This is a genomic window from Vibrio albus (assembly GCF_003144035.1).
Taxonomy (GTDB): domain Bacteria; phylum Pseudomonadota; class Gammaproteobacteria; order Enterobacterales; family Vibrionaceae; genus Vibrio; species Vibrio albus.
In genome coordinates this window covers 179,064-195,863 of record NZ_QFWT01000005.1, presented here as the reverse complement: position 1 = coordinate 195,863, position 16,800 = coordinate 179,064, and the positions used below count along the sequence as shown (strand labels likewise).

Below are 16,800 nucleotides of genomic sequence, written 5' to 3'. Positions count from 1 at the left end.
CACCCTTATTTCAATCATACTGTCCTTATTTGTCCTATCCTGTACCAGTCACACTTCCAGGTCTGTGGCCAATCTGCCTGAGAACCTGCTCTCCGGCGTCATCCACTCAGAAAACATCAGCGAAGCCAGTGGCATCGCCGTATCAAAACAGAACCGGGATATCATCTGGATAAATAACGACAGTGGTAACCGTGCCTCTGTTTTTGGCGTGGACTCAACAGGAAAACAGGAAGTTCAGCTGGATATTACCGGCACAGAAAATACTGACTGGGAAGATTTGGCAACGTTTCAGTTTGAAGGCCGGTCTTACATTTTGATCGCCGATGTGGGAGACAACGGCACATCACGGAAGCACTATACAATCCATATTGTGCAGGAACCAGACCTTAGCCAGACAGATATGCCTGTACATTTAACCTTACAACCAAAATGGAATATTACCTTTACCTATCCTGATGGTGAACATGACTGTGAGTCTGTCGCGGTTGATGCAAAACGCCAGCAAGTACTGCTGCTCAGCAAACGGGAGGAGGTGCCAATACTGTATCAGTTACCACTAACTCCAAAAAACCAGAAACAGTCCATAGCCCGGGAGCTAGGCCCAATAAAGCCCTTCCCGGCTCCAGGTCAGACATACTTCAGACTAATCGATTTACTTGGCTACACCAGTCAGCCAACAGGAATGGATATTGCGCCAGACGGTTCAGGTGTTGCAGTACTGACTTACGGGGATGCCTATTATTACCCTGTTGCAGAAGATCAAAACTGGGTCGACGTCTTTTCTCTGACACCATCTGTGATCTCACTGCCTCTACTTGAACAGGCTGAAGGTATTGGATTTGATAATAGCGGTGAGCATCTTTTTATTGTCTCGGAGAAGCTTCCCGCACCATTGTTAAAAATAGATATAAGACCGTTTTTATAATGTGGGAGACATAAAAAAAGCAAACCATTTAGGTTTGCTTTTTTACGTATATAAGGTGCGTAGGGTAAGACCCTTCTCTAGTCTTACCTTGCGGGCCTCAATTAGTCTTTGATGTTAGCCAGGAAGTTAACCAGGTGATCAACTGCTTGTTGAGATGCAGATTGAACAGTCACTTCTGTACCTTGAGTCAGGCCAAGAGTCTGTAGTTTGAACAGGCTTTTTGCTGAAGCTGCTTTGCCAGCAGAAACTACTTCAACTTCTGCGTCAAACTGTTTTGCTTCTTTTACGAATTGAGCAGCTGGACGAGTGTGCAGGCCGTTAGGCGCAGTGATGGTTACTTTCTTTTGATACATAGTAAATACTCCTACTTAAGATGCCCTTATTAATACCGATTATTTTCACTCAATTCTGCGATCTGGGCCTCATTGTTTTGCTTCCATCTCTGCTTAGGGGCACTTTTTTTTATAACCGTGAAATAAATCAGCCTGTAGGCAGGTCTGGTCTTACAAGTCGGCAAGAATAATAGTAATAATAATTATACTTACGCAATTTCAAGACACTTGTTAAACGAGAATTTATTCGAGACCATTTCTGTGTCAAATAGTTTTGAAAGGGAAATTTGGGTATACACTTAACGGGCATGCAGAGCATATGGAATAAGGAAGGCTATCGTGAGAATACACAGCAAACATGATTATTCATGGCTTGTCAGGCCACTACTCTGGTTACAGAAACGCCACTATGGAGAAGTACTCAACCCAGCGAAACTATGGGGTCGAAAACCCGCCTTATTCTGGCTGGTCGCCGGATTCTTCGGGTATCTGGATCGAAAGAGCTCCCCTATTCCGGACGTTATTCGTTCACTGGTGTGTGTCCGGACCTCCCAGTTAAATCACTGTGCCTTCTGCGTTGATGCCAACGGAATGAAGCTAGCTGAACGCTGTGATTCAGTAGAAAAGATTAAACAGCTCTCTGACTGGCAAAATAGCCAGCTTTTCACTGACCGGGAATGCGCGGTACTCAGCTATACAGAAGCAATGACGATCACAGGACAGCGAGTAAGCGAAGAAATGCTTACCACTCTTCATCAATGGTTTGACGACGATGCTCTGATAGAACTCACCGCACTCATTGCCTTCCAGAACCTGTCGGCCAAATTTAACACCGCACTGGATGTGCCAGAGCAAGGTTTCTGCTCGCTGCCCATTCAGCCGGAACAACAGACAACCCGCACCACACCACCTCCGCATGATGATAATTAAAAGGATCCGGATATGAGCCACAGGAAACTTCTTGTATTGGGGCTAGTGCTTTCTCTTATCAGTGTCTGGTATGCATTCGATTTGGGCCAGTACCTGACCCTTGAGAATGCCAAAGCACAGCAGGCCGCTTTGCAAGACGTTATCGCTGCTCAGCCGCTGCAATCCAGTGCCATCTATTTTGTCATTTACGTTCTCGTCACTGCACTTTCCCTACCCGGAGCGGCAGTTATGACCCTGCTTGGTGGTGCGCTGTTTGGTTTCTGGTGGAGTCTTCTGCTTGTTTCTTTTGCCAGTTCACTGGGGGCGACTCTGGCCTTTCTGGTCAGTCGGTTTTTACTTCACGACTGGGTGCAGACAACATTTCAGCACCGCCTGCAGGCTATCAATACCGGCATAAAGAAAGACGGGGCGTTTTATCTGTTCACATTACGTCTGATCCCGGTGTTCCCGTTCTTTGTCATCAATATTCTGATGGCTATTACTCCGATGAAAACCCGTACATTTTACATCATTAGTCAATTAGGTATGCTGGCTGGAACCATGGTCTATGTAAACGCTGGCACCCAACTTGGTCAGCTTGAATCGCTTAGTGGTATTCTCTCGCCACCAATCCTGCTCTCTCTGGGGTTACTGGGCGTGTTTCCTATATTGGCAAAACGAGTCATGGCCTGGATACAAAAGCGCCGGGTTTATGCCTCCTGGAACAAGCCTGCCCACTTTGATCAGAATATGGTCGTCATAGGAGCCGGTTCAGGAGGACTGGTCAGTGCCTATATTGCCGCAGCAGTGAAAGCAAAAGTCACCCTGATAGAAAAGGAAAAGATGGGCGGCGACTGCCTGAATACTGGCTGCGTGCCTTCCAAGGCGCTCATTCGTGCAGCACACACCGTGAAAGAGATAACCGGTGCGGCCGAGTTTGGTATTCATGCTGAAGCGGTAAGTGTCGATTTCACCAAGGTGATGCAGAGAGTCCATAACGTCATTAATCGCGTTGAACCGCACGACAGTACAGAACGCTATACCCGGCTCGGGGTGCACTGTATTCATGGAGAAGCAAATATTATCTCCCCCTGGGAAGTGGAGGTTCAGGGTCAGCGTATCACCACCCGGAATATCGTTATCGCCACCGGAGCCCACCCTCTGGTTCCGAAAATACCGGGCCTGAACGACGTGAACTACTATACGTCCGATACTATCTGGTCACTGACAACATTGCCCGCACGGCTGTTGGTGTTGGGAGGTGGGCCGATCGGCTGTGAACTGGCGCAGAGCTTCAGCCGGTTAGGCAGTCAGGTCACTCTGGCGGAAATGGCCGGCCAACTCTTGATCCGGGAAGATGAAGAAGCCGCCGAACTGATCAGAGAAAGTCTGGAAAAAGAGAACATAGAGATAAAAACCGGGCATAAAGCGATTCGCTTTGAATGTCTGCACAACGGTACAGAGCCAGACAGTCAGCGGGTTTATCTGGAAGACACAGCAAAGAAAACAACAACCGTTGAATTTGATGCGGTTCTGCTGGCATTAGGCCGGGTCGCCAACGTCCGGGGCTTTGGACTGGAAGAGCTTGGTATCAGTACAACCGATCGTGGAACCGTCGAAGTTAACCAGTATCTACAGACAAAGTATCCCAATATCTTTGCCGTTGGCGATGTGGCGGGCCCGTTCCAGCTCACCCATGCTGCCGGACATCAAGCCTGGTATGCTGCCGTGAACGGACTGTTCGGGCAGTTTAAGAAGTTTAAAGCGGATTATTCGGTTCTGCCCGCCGTCACCTATACCTCACCTGAACTGGCCCGGGTCGGCATCAATGAAAAAGAAGCAAAACAACAACATTCTGATTTCGATACTAAATTTGAGATCACAACCTACAAACTGGACGAACTGGATCGTGCGATAACCGACGGAGAGAACTATGGTTTTATTAAGGTGATCACTCCTAAAGGCAAAGACCGGATCCTGGGGGTGACCATCGTCGGCCAGCGTGCCGGTGATCTGCTGGCGGAATTTACTCTGGCGATGCGACACGGGCTTGGTCTGAGCAAGATATTAGGAACCGTCCACCCCTACCCGACCATGAGTGAAGCCGCAAAATATACGGCGGGGGAATGGAAGAGAGCCAATGCACCGCAAGGCCTGCTTTATCTGGTCGAAAAGTACCATCGCTGGATGCGGCATGAAAAATAGCAGAGGCTGCTATGCGCCATAACTGATAGATAAAACAACCATCAGGGAGAAAAAAGAATGAATAAACTCGTCACGGGACTGATTGGGATATTCGCCTCAGCGTTAGTCTGTGCTCAGGATCTGACCGACTGGAACAAGGTGCAACAGGAAGCCAGAGGCCAGACGGTTTATTTTAATGCCTGGGGTGGCAGCCAGGAGATCAATGACTATCTGCGCTGGGCTGACAGGCAGCTACAGAGTCAATATGGTGTGCATCTGAAGCATGTCAAAGTCGCTGATATTGCGGAAACGACCCAGCGCTTACTAGCGGAAAAGACCGCCGGAAAAGAACAGAACGGCAGCGTAGATCTGGTCTGGATTAACGGTGAAAACTTCCAGTCGATGAAAAAAGGCCAGCTGTTGTACGGCCCTTTTACCGACACTCTGCCAAACTGGCAACTGGTCGACAAAAGCCTGCCGGTGACCGAAGATTTTACCGAGCCCACAAATGGCCTGGAAGCCCCTTGGGGCGTAGGACAGCTGGTGTTTATTCACGATACTCAGACACTCAGCAACCCTCCTCGAAGCTTTGGTGAACTGCTCAGCCTGGCAAAAGCGTTTCCCGGAAAAGTCAGCTACCCTCAGCCACCACAGTTCCATGGCAGCAGTTTCCTGAAAGCGGCATTGCTTGAGTTAACCGCAGAACCCGCCGAATTGTATACGCGGATTGATACCCAGAACGAGAAACCTCGCTTTGACACAGTCACAGCCCCACTCTGGGACTATCTGGATCAACTCCATCCTGTCGCGTGGCAAAAAGGTAAACGTTTCCCGTCCGGCAGCAGCGAAATGCTTCAGCTCCTGGATGACCGGCAGCTGTTGCTGGCCATCACGTTTAATCCAAATGCAGCGGGAGCCGCTATCGAAAACGGGAAACTGGCTAAGACAGCCAGCACCTATGCCTTTGATCAGGGGGCGCTGTCTAATATTCACTTTCTTGCCATTCCATGGAACGCAAAAGCAAAAGCAGGCGCACTGGTGACGATCAATTTTCTGCTGAGCCCTGCCGCTCAGGCAAGAAAAGCCGATACCCGAATCTGGGGAGATCCTTCCGTTTTAGCTCAGGAAGCATTAAGTCAGAACGGTCAGAAAAGAGAGGAGCTGTTTAAATCGATTCCTGAGCCTCATCCAAGCTGGCTGCTGGCTATCGAAACAGAGTGGCAAAAACGTTATGGTCACTAATAAGCTTAAAAAAGAGCATAACGACTCTTTTTGCTCCGGAGCGTTATGATTCAGCTGGTTTATTTAGTCACCCTGTTGATCTGCTTTTGTCCGTTATTACCCGGCATTCTCGGTGTGCTGCTACCGGCAGCATCCTGGCTACCGGCTCTTGGGTATACTACGCCCGATTTCAGTGCTTTTGAGCAGGTTATTGACTGGCCGAATCTGTCCATTTCTGTTGCGTTAACCCTTTTCACCGGACTCGGCAGTACCTTTATTGCACTCTCTTTATCCTACTTAATCCTGAGCCACCACTGGGGAACTCCTTTCTGGAAAAAACTGGAACGGAGTTTATCTCCGATGCTGGCTATGCCCCATGTCGCGCTTGCTATCAGCTTCGCTTTGCTTTTGTCGCCAACCGGGTGGTTGTACCGGGGCGCAGAGGCTATGGGCATCGATACATCAGGAAGCTTTAGTGTCATAAAAGATCCACTCGGCATCGGCCTGATACTGGTACTCGCCATCAAAGAGACCCCTTTTCTGCTGATTATGAGCATACCTGTACTTCGCCAAATCAATGTTGACCGACTTTGTGCGGTATCAGAAAGCCTGGGGTACAGCCGGGCAGAAAGCTGGCGAAAAGTAATTTTCCCATTATGGCTTCCCAGGATTCGGTTACCTTTATTTGCGGTAGCGGCCTACGGATTGTCGGTTGTTGATGTGGCACTGATTCTGGGGCCGACGCGACCGGCTACTCTGGCGGTCGTTATATGGCAATGGTTTAATGACCCGGATCTTTTACTGCTTCCGCGCGCAGCGGCAGGTGCGCTGCTGTTACTGGGAATGACCGCTTCCGCGCTGTTCATACTACGTAGTCTGGAATGGCTGATATTAAGAAAATTCAGGCAGTGGCAGGTGAATGGATCTGCGTCTCTCCCCGCTAGGGGTCGCGAAAAAAAAGCGCATCCGTTTAACCTGTTCCTGCTGATCCCAATGCTGACCATTCCGGTGCTGTTGATATGGTCATTTGCACACCGATGGCGGTTTCCGGAACTCCAGCCGTCACAGTATAGCCTCCGGTTCTGGCAGCAGGAGCTGCCAAACATTGTTAGCATTACTGGCAACAGCCTTTTTTATGCTATTTGCAGCTCTACTGTCGCACTTGTACTGGTTATCGCCTGCCTTGAATACCGACATAAATACCATAAAGGTCTGCCGGTTTGGCTCATCACGATACCGCTTATCACACCACAACTCTCCCTGCTCTTTGGTATTCAGGTCTCGATCTTTCTGGTGCCGGGGCAGTATTACCGACTATGGGTTATATGGAGTCACCTTATCTTTGTCTTTCCCTATCTCTATCTGACGCTGGATGGTGCATGGCGTAGTTATGATATCCGCTTAGACATGTGCAGCCAGAGTCTTGGAAAAACAGCGTGGCAGACATGGTGGCAGGTGAAACGGCCTCAGGTTCAGCCTGCCATCGTATTTGGTCTGGCTGTCGGTATCAGCGTCAGCCTTGCCCAATACCTTCCCACACAAATACTCGGAGCCGGACGCATCAACACCATTACAACAGAAGCCGTTGCATTAGCCAGCGGCCAGGATCGCCGGATCATGGCTATCTATGGCCTGCTTCAGGGTGTTCTGCCTCTGCTGTTTTTCAGCATAGCGCTTGTTTTCAACCAATTTGCCTTTCGCTACCGGCATAATAAACGTATCACTCATTCAGGGAGAGCTCATGACACTGTCTGTCACTAACCTCTGCATCCGCCATGATGGCATCCCCCTATTTCAGCCTGTTTCTTTCACGGTAGCTCCGGGTGAGATCGTTACGCTGATGGGTCCCAGTGGTTGTGGCAAATCTACGCTACTAAATGCCGTTGCCGGCCACCTTGCTCCGGAATTCAGCGTCTCTGGTAACGTCTTTCTACATGAAGAGAGTGTGATGGCCCTGAAGCCCAATGAGCGCAGGATTGGTCTGCTGTTTCAGGATGACCTATTATTTCCGCACCTGAATATACTGGAAAACCTGATGTTCGGCTTACCCGGAGACTATCAGGGCAAGGAGCGAGCCAAACGGGCTATGCAAACCCTGACAGCTATTGAATTGCAGTCTCTCGCCCATCAGATGCCGGTTCAAATCTCCGGAGGCCAGCGAGCCAGAGTCAGCTTAATGCGTATGTTGCTATCAGAACCGGCCGCCGTGCTGCTGGATGAACCTTTTAATAAACTGGATAAGTCTCTGCGTACTGAGTTTCGTCATTTCGTCTTTGAACAAATCAGAAAAAGGCAGATACCAGCGATCATGGTCACCCATGATAGTGATGATGTACCTGAAAAGGGAGCCGTCCTGCAATGGCCATGGGTATCCGAAGGAGCTGATAAATGCTAGATCGTTATGCCATTAAAATTGTCCGTATGCCACTGGCAGCCCTATCCTCCATTCTGGATAGTACTGGTCTTACTGCCAATCAGATCACCGTTGCAGGCTTTGCGATCGGTCTGTTGTCTTTACCAGCACTGATATTGGAACAATATCTGTGGGCGCTCGGGTTTATCTTAATCAACCGCATCTTTGATGGCCTGGACGGTGCACTGGCCCGTCGTCAGGGAATAACCGACTGTGGCGGATTTCTTGATATCACCCTCGATTTCCTGTTCTATTCTCTGGTGCCTTTTGGTTTTGTTCTGGCGAACCCGGAGGCCAATGCGGTTGCAGGGGCATTCCTGATATTTTCGTTTATAGGAACAGGCTCAAGCTTTTTGAGTTTTGCGGTCATGGCAAGTAAGAGGGACATCGAAAACCCTGTGTACCGGCAAAAATCGCTGTACTACATTGGCGGGCTGACAGAAGGAACCGAAACCATTGTTTGTCTGGTTCTGTTCTGCCTGTTCCCCTATCACTTCGATATTATCGCCTGGGTATACGGAAGCCTGTGCTGGATAACCACAGCCACCCGAATCTGGGCCGGATATCAGACGCTTAAGTCATAAGGCTCAAATAAACAAGAGAAGGCTTACTCATAAGTAAACCTTCTCCATCGATCATTTACGCGACTCTCATCGAGCGGGCTGTCGCCTCTACCAACTTGGTTATCAAAAGCGACAAAACGATAACGGACAGGCTAGCGACCATGGTACCAAAACCATACTGGAACAACGCACCTTGGGCTTCCGCCCCCTGAACCAGCCCATGACAGACACTGAAGCCCCCCATTGCGATCATCGCCAGCATTTTAACCGCACCGGTAAACCGATATGCCAGCAAAGAAACCGGCAATACAAACAGTGATGCCATCACCAGAGTTTCTGCATCACTGGCGTGCACCCACTCGACACCAATCATAAAACCAGCCAGTAGCGCTCCGCAAACAAATGCCACCAGCTTAGTCGCTACCTGCTTTGTACAGGTCGCCGCAAATACCCCCATTAAAATCAATGCGGCCAGATGATCCAGCCCGGTCAGAGGATGCAGAAAGCCCTCTGCAAAACTGGCTGTTGTTGAATGCCCCGGATGAGCGAAGGCAGAAGAACTGACCGCTAAACCAGACAGCAAACCTAACGTTGTAATAGTTAATTTTTTCATCTTAAATTCCTTTTATTCTGTTACTGCTACTTCGATTTTTCGTTCGGCCAGCATGCCCTGGTCAACGATAAACTGGATAATGTCGGCCACACCATCGCCTCGCATTAAATTAGTAAACACGAATGGCTTATCACCACGCATTTTCTTTGCATCCCGGTCCATAACGTCTAATGACGCATTCACCATCGGTGCCAAATCCGTTTTATTAATAATCAGCAAATCAGATTTAGTAATACCCGGCCCGCCTTTACGTGGAATTTTGTCCCCGGCGCATACATCTATTACATATAAAGTTAGGTCAGAAAGCTCCGGACTGAAAGTCGCACTCAGGTTATCGCCACCACTTTCTACCAACACCAGCTCCAACGTAGGATGACGCTCCTGCAACTCGTCAATCGCAGCAAGATTCATTGATGCATCTTCACGGATCGCGGTATGAGGACATCCGCCCGTTTCCACACCCATAATCCGGTCAGATTCCAGTGCTTCATGCTTCAGCAGAAACTCCGCATCTTCTCTGGTATATATATCGTTAGTGACTACCGCTAAATCGTAGTGTTTTCTCATGGCTAAACAAAGCTGACGTAATAACGCGGTTTTTCCGGAGCCAACCGGCCCGCCGACACCAACTCGTAAACATTGTGTACTCATTGTTAACTCCTGAATAATCTTGAATATTGGGTTTCATGCCAGGCGCTCACCATGGCGAAGCTCGGTAACGTCAGACCGATATCTGTATCCTCCAGAGCCAGACCATGAGCAATGGCCTTTTCAATGTCTGGCATCATCGACAACAGAATGGTCTGTGCCGGGGTCTGACCTAGTGGTACGGTTTTACAGGCCGCCGTAACCTGATTTTCCAGCCAGCTCCATAGCCAGGCGACAGATGCCCCCTGTATATCGATACCAAAATGCTGAACCGCTTTGGCAAACAGCACCAGATAACTGAATTCACCAGCCTGCTCCGGTAAAGCCACATCAAGGTTTTTGAGCAGGCGGTTAAAAGTCTGCCCCAGTTTCAGCTCTTCCTGCACCAGCTCTGCCGTTTCCCGGTTGGCCAGTAACACCTGCTGCCAGTACTCAACCTGCCTGATATCTTCGTCCTGCCAGGCCTGATAAACCCGTTTCAAAATGGGAATATCAAGGTTTGCCTGACCATAACTGAGAATAGGAGAAAGCCACTCCTGCAGAGTTTCTTCATCTTTTATCCACCCCATCTCTACTGCCGTCTCCAGTCCCTGACTATAAGCGAATGCGCCAATAGGCAGCCCCTGACTACTCAAATGCAGCAGTGAAAGCAGTGCCTGAATATTCATTAGTGGGTATGCTCCTGTTCACCATGAGAATGATGATGGTGATGCCCGCCATGGTAAGCCCCGTTTTCCGGTGTAAAACTCGCGTTATGATGGCTACATTTCAGACCAAACAATTCGACCATTTCTTCCAGCACATGATCCGGCTGAAAGCGCACCCACATTTCACCGATTTCCATAGGCACATGGCGGTTTCCAAGGTGATAGCAGGCTTTGGCAAAGGTCATCCAGTCGGTTGCCAGCGCCGTCACAACCGCTTCTGGTTCCGCCTCCACTTTCAATACCTTGCCGCATTCGCTAAACAAACAATCTCCGTCCTGAATCACTTCACCTCTCACCAGAAAGACGCCAATATCCTGTCCGGTTTTAGTTTTCGCTTTGAATCGTCCCTTTTGTCTTAATGCATAAGGAAGAATAACTGAATCGTTGATCTCGCCGTGATGATGATCAGAGCGATGGGTAATCTTCAACATAACTACTCCTTGTTCGGTTAAAAACGTGTGTATCTAAAACAATGTGTATCGTTGAGCCAGAGGAAGTTCTTTGGCCGGTTCACACGTTAATAGCTGACCATCGGCACGAACCTCATAGGTCTGAGGGTCTACAGTAATATCCGGCATATAGTTATTTAGAATCATGTCGTGTTTTGTGACGGTTCGACACCCGCTACAGGCTTTCAGCTCTCGTTTCAGCTCTAGCTTGTCTGCCAGGCCATTATCAATCGCCACCTGACTGGTAAATGTGACAGACGTTGCCGAAGCTGCGCGGCCAAACCCGCCAAACATATAACGGTAGTGCACCGGCTGTGGAGTCGGAATAGAGGCATTCGCATCCCCCATTGGTGCTGCGGCAATAAAACCACCTTTAACAATCAGTGCCGGTTTAATACCGAAGAATGCCGGTTTCCAGAGTACGATATCCGCCAGCTTACCCACTTCAAGTGACCCAACCATATGGTCAATACCGTGGGCAATCGCCGGGTTAATGGTGTATTTTGCGATATAGCGTCTGGCACGGAAGTTATCCGCATCAATGTCAGCATCTTCCGGTAACAGACCACGCTGAACCTTCATTTTATGGGCGGTCTGCCAGGTCCGGCAGATCACTTCTCCAACCCGTCCCATTGCCTGCGAATCCGATGCAATCATGGAAAATGCACCCAGATCGTGCAGAATATCTTCTGCGGCAATGGTTTCCTTACGGATACGGGAGTCAGCAAATGCCACATCTTCCGGAATATTCGAATCCAGATGGTGGCATACCATCAGCATATCCAAATGCTCGTCAATGGTATTCACGGTATACGGACGTGTCGGATTGGTTGAAGAAGGCAGAACATTCGGCTCTTTACACGCCACGATGATATCGGGTGCATGGCCGCCACCGGCCCCTTCTGTATGGTACGTATGGATAGTACGGCCTTTAAACGCCCCAAGCGTATCCTCAACAAAACCGGACTCATTCAGGGTATCGGTATGAATGGCCACCTGAACGTCGTACTTTTCCGCAACACTTAAACAATTATCAATAGAAGCGGGCGTGGTGCCCCAGTCTTCGTGCAGCTTAAGGCCACAGGCTCCGGCCTCCACCTGTTCAGCCAGTGCCTCTGGCAGGCTTGCGTTACCTTTGCCAAGAAAACCAAAGTTCATCGGCATCGCATCGGTACTTTGCAGCATCTTAGCGATATTCCATGCTCCCGGCGTACAGGTGGTCGCATTGGTGCCCGTAGCCGGACCTGTGCCACCACCCAACATGGTTGTCGTCCCCGACATCAGCGCTTCTTCTATCTGTTGCGGGCAGATAAAGTGAATATGCGCATCAATCGCTCCGGCAGTAACAATATGCCCTTCTCCGGCAATCACCTCTGTACTGGCACCGATATTAATCGTCACATCCGGTTGAATATCCGGGTTTCCTGCTTTACCTATCGCATGAATAAAGCCGTCTTTAATTCCGATATCGGCTTTAACCACCCCCCAGTGATCCAGGATCAGCGCATTTGTGATCACACAATCAACCACTTCATCACGGCATTTCTGGCTCTGCCCCATGCCATCACGAATAACCTTACCACCACCAAACTTTACTTCGTCACCGTAGGTGGTGTAGTCCTTTTCCACCCGGATAAACAGTTCAGTATCTGCCAGCCGTACTTTATCGCCGACAGTCGGACCATACATATCCGTATAGGCCTCACGAGATATTTGCGTCATTTTCTGCTCCTGCTGCCTTTAAAGTTTGCCCATAACCTGACCACGGAAGCCGTACACTTCCTTCGAGCCAGCCAGTTCAACCAGTTCTACTTTCCGGTTTTGTCCGGGTTCAAAACGTACCGCAGTTCCGGCGGCGATATTCAGGCGCATGCCCTTTGCCTGCTCACGATCGAAATCCAGCGCCGGATTGGTTTCATAAAAGTGATAATGGCTGCCCACCTGAATAGGACGATCACCGTGGTTCACCACCGAAATAGATACGGTTTTACGCCCGGTGTTTAACGCTATTGGGCTATCATTCAGAATGTATTCTCCGGGAATCATAAGGCCTCCTACTGAATCGGGTCATGAACGGTCACCAGTTTGGTGCCGTCAGGAAACGTGGCTTCTACCTGCACTTCATTCAACAGTTCAGCGATGCCATCCATCACATCATTTCGCGACAGAAGTGTTCTGCCCTCACTCATCAGCTCCGCCACGGTTTTTCCATCCCTTGCCCCTTCCATAATGGCAGCGGATATATAAGCAGAAGCTTCCGGATAGTTCAGCTTCACGCCGCGTGCCAGCCTGCGCTCAGCCACCAGAGCTGCGGTAAACAGCAGCAACTTGTCCTTATCTCTTGGTGATAATTCCATAACCTTATCCTTAATCCTTGTTAGGTATTCCAAATTCTGGGTACGCAAGCTTGTCGCCCCATCAGCATCGGGCGAATCAACTGCCAGCACATCCGTAACTGAGCCTGAGCCTCTTCACTGCAGTCGCCAAGGTAACGAACCACCAGTACTTTTAACCGGTATGTCACGCTAACCGTGGTTATCGCTTCATTTTCCAGATAGTTTCTGAGCAGTGTCACCGCTTCTTCAGGTTCTGCCAGCCCAAACGCCACCAGCATTCCTGAAACCAACCAGCCGTTAAAACCACTGCTCGCGGCTATCAGCGGGTCGTTGGATGCCAGATACTGTCGTTCCAGCAGCAGAGGTTTATCGTCGTGATAGACCGAAAGACGTTGCTCCACACTTCCTGATTCAAAAGGGAGATCACTCTTTGGTCTGCCAAGGCAAAACACGTCCAGCCCGACAAATTTCGCCTCACCATATAAGCAGATATGGGTATTCAGGATCCCGTGAGCACCGTCAAACACAATGGTTTCCATCGGCAGCCATTCACACTGGCTGTCCGTCACCTGAATATCCACCCGCTGCTTCTGCGCGATATCATTACTGTCGGAGCGATAGATCTTTCCCGCTGAAGGCGTTGTCACCAGCACCTGGCTGTCTGGAGCACAATCCAGCTGAATATTCAGATCGTCACCAGACACCAGACCACCCGGTGGATGCAGCAGATAAACATGGCAGACTTTGCCTTCAGGATAGAATGGCCGCTGCACTCGCAAAGGCCCCTGAAACTGCATCTGATGCATTCGGGTTTTCTTCTCACCGTGATCAAATCCCAGAGAAAGAAACGCTGGCCAGTGACGCTGCTGTTGAGTGGACAATAAATCCGTACTGAATCCGTTCATAAGCATTAAACCGTCAGATACTTCTTAACCAACTCGTCATTGAGCTCATCCATGTCACCGGTCGCAACCTGACGGCCACGATCCAGAATGCAGAAGTTATCTGCGACCTTACGGGCAAACGGCAGTTTCTGTTCTACCAACAGCACCGTCAGGCCAATTTCTTCATTCAGCTGGCGGATAATATCGCCGATTTCCGCCACCACATTAGGCTGGATCCCTTCTGTGGGTTCATCCAGAATTAACAGCTTCGGGTTCACTACCAGAGCGCGACCAATCGCTAGCTGTTGTTGCTGACCACCAGACAGGTCGCCGCCACGGCGGTGCAGCATCTCTTTCAGCACCGGGAACAGTTCATAGATAAAGTCCGGGATCTGGCGCAAACCATCCCCACGAGCAGGCAGGCCAATACGCAGGTTTTCCTCCACTGTCAGCAACGGAAAGATCTGCCGCCCCTGTGGTACATAGCCAATACCCACCGGTGCCCGTTTTTCTGCCGAAAGAGAGAGAATATTCTCCCCCTGATAATGAATGGCTCCGCTTTCCACCGGTAGCAAGCCCATAATGCATTGCAGCAGCGTGGTTTTACCTACGCCATTTCGGCCCATAAGACAGGTACATTTTCCTTCCGGTACCTGCATATTCAGGTCCCAGAGCGTATGGCTCTGACCATAAAATTGATTGAGTGATTCAATGCTTAACATGCTTCTTCCCCCAGATACACTTCCACAACCTGCGGATTACTCTGCACTTTCTGCATTGACCCTTCCGCCAGTACCGAGCCCTGATGGAGAACCGTGACTTCTCTTGCCAGAGAACGGACAAAGTCCATGTCGTGCTCCACCAGAATAATGGTGTGTTCGCCTGCCAGACTGGTCAGCAGCTCACCGGTTCTGTCCATCTCCTGATGGGTCATACCGGCAACCGGTTCGTCCACCAGCAGCAATTTGGGGTTTTGCATCAGCAGCATACCTATCTCCAGCCATTGTTTCTGACCGTGAGATAAAGCCCCTGCCAGTAAGCCACGCTGCTCAGACAAACCAATCTGCTTAAGCACGTAATCAATATGATCAATCTGGCTCGGGCTCAGGCGTGCAAACAAGGTCGGCAACACGTTTTTATTTCCCGCCATGGCCAGTTCCAGATTGCAGAATACAGTCTGATGTTCAAATACGGTTGGTTTCTGGAATTTACGGCCGATCCCTGCCTGAGCAATTTCCGGCTCTGTCATTTCCAGTAAATTGATATTCTGACCAAACCAGGCAGAGCCACAGTCCGGACGCGTTTTACCGGTGATGATGTCCATCATGGTGGTTTTACCCGCGCCATTCGGACCAATAATGCAACGCAGCTCGCCTTCTTTGATATACAGGTTCAGGTCATTAATCGCCTTAAACCCGTCAAAACTAACACTGATCCCTTCCAGGTAAAGCAGACAACCATGACCAACGTTCAGCATCGGATTCTCTGGAGGAATCATAAAATCGTAAACGCGATCGCGGTCTACTGCCTGTCTCATAAAATTCGTAATATTCATGCTTCAGCCTCCCGGGTTTTTATCAATCCGACCACACCTTTCGGCAGGAACAGGGTGACCAGCACAAACATAGCACCTAAGCTGAACAGCCATACTTCCGGCAGTGCTGCCGTTAAATAGGTTTTGGCGTAGTTCACCGAAAATGCACCAAGTACAGCACCGTAAAGGGTTGCGCGTCCGCCAAGGGCCACCCAAACTACCAGTTCAATAGAGTTCAGCGGTGAAAACTCAGACGGGTTGATAATACCGACCTGCGGCACATACAGAGCCCCGGCAATGCCTGCTAATACCGCGGAGAAACAGAAGATCCACAGCTTGAAATATTCCACTTTGTAGCCGGTAAAACGGGTACGGTTTTCCGCATCACGAATCGCCAGTGCCACCCGGCCTAACCGGCTAACCACGATAAAACGACAGGCCAGATAACCCAGTCCCAGAGCCAGACCGGACAATAAAAACAGCGTTAACCGCGTCGAATCGGCCTGCAGATCAAAGCCCAGAATATCTTTAAAATCGGTCAGGCCGTTGTTGCCGCCAAAGCCCATTTCATTACGAAAGAACGCCAGCATCAGGGCATAGGTCAGTGCCTGAGTAATGATCGACAGATACACCCCGGTCACCCTTGAGCGGAACGCCAGCCAGCCAAAAACAAAGGCAAGAGCACCCGGAACCAGTACAATCATCAGCGCGGCAAACCAGAAGTTATCAAAGCCCTGCCAGAACCACGGCAGCTCCTGCCAGTTCAGAAACACCATAAAGTCCGGCAGTTCAGGGTTACCATACACACCACGGTCACCAATCTGACGCATCAGGTACATGCCCATGGCATAACCACCAAGCGCAAAGAATGCCGCATGCCCAAGGCTCAGAATGCCCAGATAACCCCAGACCAGATCCACCGCCACAGCCAGCAGCGCATAAGTCAGGTATTTACCCATCAGTGTAACGGTATAGGTTGACACATGAAGTGCGTGCCCCGGTTCGAACATCAGGTTCAGCCCCAGAACCAGGCTTATGACACCAACCAGAACCACAAGAAACGCTTGTGTCGGACGGTCAAA

Annotated in this window: 19 protein-coding genes; 7 read left to right on the top strand and 12 right to left on the bottom strand. The window is 49.9% G+C overall.

Going from position 1 to position 16,800, the window contains the following annotated elements:
- Window positions 1–64: 64 nt before the first annotated feature.
- Window positions 65–925, top strand: coding sequence for a hypothetical protein (locus tag DI392_RS10815; protein WP_146194531.1), 861 nt, complete (start codon window positions 65–67; stop codon window positions 923–925).
- A 101-nt stretch (window positions 926–1,026) separates the two neighbouring features.
- Here the strand turns inward: DI392_RS10815 and DI392_RS10810 are convergent, their stop codons facing one another.
- A complete protein-coding gene (locus DI392_RS10810) occupies window positions 1,027–1,278 on the bottom strand; it encodes an HPr family phosphocarrier protein (RefSeq protein ID WP_109319921.1) in 252 nt (83 codons plus the stop codon).
- A 318-nt stretch (window positions 1,279–1,596) separates the two neighbouring features.
- Here DI392_RS10810 and DI392_RS10805 point away from each other — a divergent pair, with 318 nt between their 5' ends.
- The 6 genes from DI392_RS10805 to DI392_RS10780 are packed head-to-tail and all read left to right on the top strand — an operon-like array spanning window position 1,597 to window position 8,568.
- The gene (locus DI392_RS10805; RefSeq protein ID WP_109319920.1) at window positions 1,597–2,187 is read left to right on the top strand and encodes a carboxymuconolactone decarboxylase family protein; all 591 of its coding nucleotides are present in this window, start codon (window positions 1,597–1,599) and stop codon (window positions 2,185–2,187) included.
- A 12-nt stretch (window positions 2,188–2,199) separates the two neighbouring features.
- Window positions 2,200–4,371, top strand: coding sequence for an FAD-dependent oxidoreductase (locus DI392_RS10800; RefSeq protein ID WP_109319919.1), 2,172 nt, complete (start codon window positions 2,200–2,202; stop codon window positions 4,369–4,371).
- 57 nt (window positions 4,372–4,428) lie between these two features.
- Complete coding sequence (locus tag DI392_RS10795; RefSeq protein WP_109319918.1) at window positions 4,429–5,592, top strand: ABC transporter substrate-binding protein; 1,164 nt, start codon at window positions 4,429–4,431, stop codon at window positions 5,590–5,592.
- Window positions 5,593–5,637: 45 nt separating this feature from the next.
- A complete protein-coding gene (locus DI392_RS10790; RefSeq protein ID WP_109319917.1) occupies window positions 5,638–7,332 on the top strand; it encodes an ABC transporter permease in 1,695 nt (564 codons plus the stop codon).
- Window positions 7,313–7,966 carry an ATP-binding cassette domain-containing protein gene (locus DI392_RS10785; protein ID WP_109319916.1) on the top strand — a complete coding sequence of 218 codons (654 nt, stop codon included), beginning with the start codon at window positions 7,313–7,315 and terminating at the stop codon, window positions 7,964–7,966. Before DI392_RS10790 ends, DI392_RS10785 begins: the two co-directional genes overlap by 20 nt.
- Window positions 7,960–8,568 carry a CDP-alcohol phosphatidyltransferase family protein gene (locus tag DI392_RS10780; RefSeq protein ID WP_109319915.1) on the top strand — a complete coding sequence of 203 codons (609 nt, stop codon included), beginning with the start codon at window positions 7,960–7,962 and terminating at the stop codon, window positions 8,566–8,568. Before DI392_RS10785 ends, DI392_RS10780 begins: the two co-directional genes overlap by 7 nt.
- A gap of 55 nt (window positions 8,569–8,623) precedes the next feature.
- Here DI392_RS10780 and DI392_RS10775 read toward each other — a convergent pair whose 3' ends face one another.
- Genes DI392_RS10775 through urtC form a run of 11 tightly spaced genes read right to left on the bottom strand, consistent with a single transcriptional unit; the run spans window position 8,624 to window position 16,728 of the window.
- Complete coding sequence (locus tag DI392_RS10775) at window positions 8,624–9,160, bottom strand: HupE/UreJ family protein (RefSeq protein ID WP_109319914.1); 537 nt, start codon at window positions 9,158–9,160, stop codon at window positions 8,624–8,626.
- 12 nt (window positions 9,161–9,172) lie between these two features.
- Window positions 9,173–9,811, bottom strand: coding sequence for an urease accessory protein UreG (gene ureG, locus DI392_RS10770; protein ID WP_109319913.1), 639 nt, complete (start codon window positions 9,809–9,811; stop codon window positions 9,173–9,175).
- 2 nt (window positions 9,812–9,813) lie between these two features.
- Window positions 9,814–10,476, bottom strand: a complete 663-nt coding sequence (locus DI392_RS10765) for an urease accessory protein UreF (protein WP_109319912.1) — start codon at window positions 10,474–10,476, stop codon at window positions 9,814–9,816.
- Window positions 10,476–10,946: an urease accessory protein UreE gene (ureE, locus tag DI392_RS10760; RefSeq protein ID WP_109319911.1), complete on the bottom strand. Its 471-nt coding sequence runs from the start codon at window positions 10,944–10,946 to the stop codon at window positions 10,476–10,478. Before ureE ends, DI392_RS10765 begins: the two co-directional genes overlap by 1 nt.
- A 33-nt stretch (window positions 10,947–10,979) precedes the next feature.
- Window positions 10,980–12,686, bottom strand: coding sequence for an urease subunit alpha (gene ureC, locus DI392_RS10755; protein WP_109319910.1), 1,707 nt, complete (start codon window positions 12,684–12,686; stop codon window positions 10,980–10,982).
- Between the two features lie 18 nt (window positions 12,687–12,704).
- Window positions 12,705–13,010, bottom strand: coding sequence for an urease subunit beta (locus DI392_RS10750; RefSeq protein ID WP_109319909.1), 306 nt, complete (start codon window positions 13,008–13,010; stop codon window positions 12,705–12,707).
- An 8-nt stretch (window positions 13,011–13,018) separates the two neighbouring features.
- Window positions 13,019–13,321, bottom strand: a complete 303-nt coding sequence (gene ureA, locus DI392_RS10745) for an urease subunit gamma (protein WP_109319908.1) — start codon at window positions 13,319–13,321, stop codon at window positions 13,019–13,021.
- Between the two features lie 20 nt (window positions 13,322–13,341).
- On the bottom strand, window positions 13,342–14,205 hold the full coding sequence (locus DI392_RS10740) for an urease accessory protein UreD (RefSeq protein ID WP_109320052.1): 864 nt from the start codon (window positions 14,203–14,205) through the stop codon (window positions 13,342–13,344).
- Window positions 14,206–14,210: 5 nt separating this feature from the next.
- Window positions 14,211–14,906, bottom strand: coding sequence for an urea ABC transporter ATP-binding subunit UrtE (gene urtE / locus DI392_RS10735; protein WP_109319907.1), 696 nt, complete (start codon window positions 14,904–14,906; stop codon window positions 14,211–14,213).
- Complete coding sequence (urtD, locus tag DI392_RS10730) at window positions 14,900–15,739, bottom strand: urea ABC transporter ATP-binding protein UrtD (protein WP_109319906.1); 840 nt, start codon at window positions 15,737–15,739, stop codon at window positions 14,900–14,902. The genes urtE and urtD overlap by 7 nt, the downstream gene beginning before the upstream one ends.
- Window positions 15,736–16,728 carry an urea ABC transporter permease subunit UrtC gene (gene urtC / locus DI392_RS10725; protein ID WP_425445690.1) on the bottom strand — a complete coding sequence of 331 codons (993 nt, stop codon included), beginning with the start codon at window positions 16,726–16,728 and terminating at the stop codon, window positions 15,736–15,738. The genes urtD and urtC overlap by 4 nt, the downstream gene beginning before the upstream one ends.
- Between the last annotated feature and the right edge of the window lie 72 nt (window positions 16,729–16,800).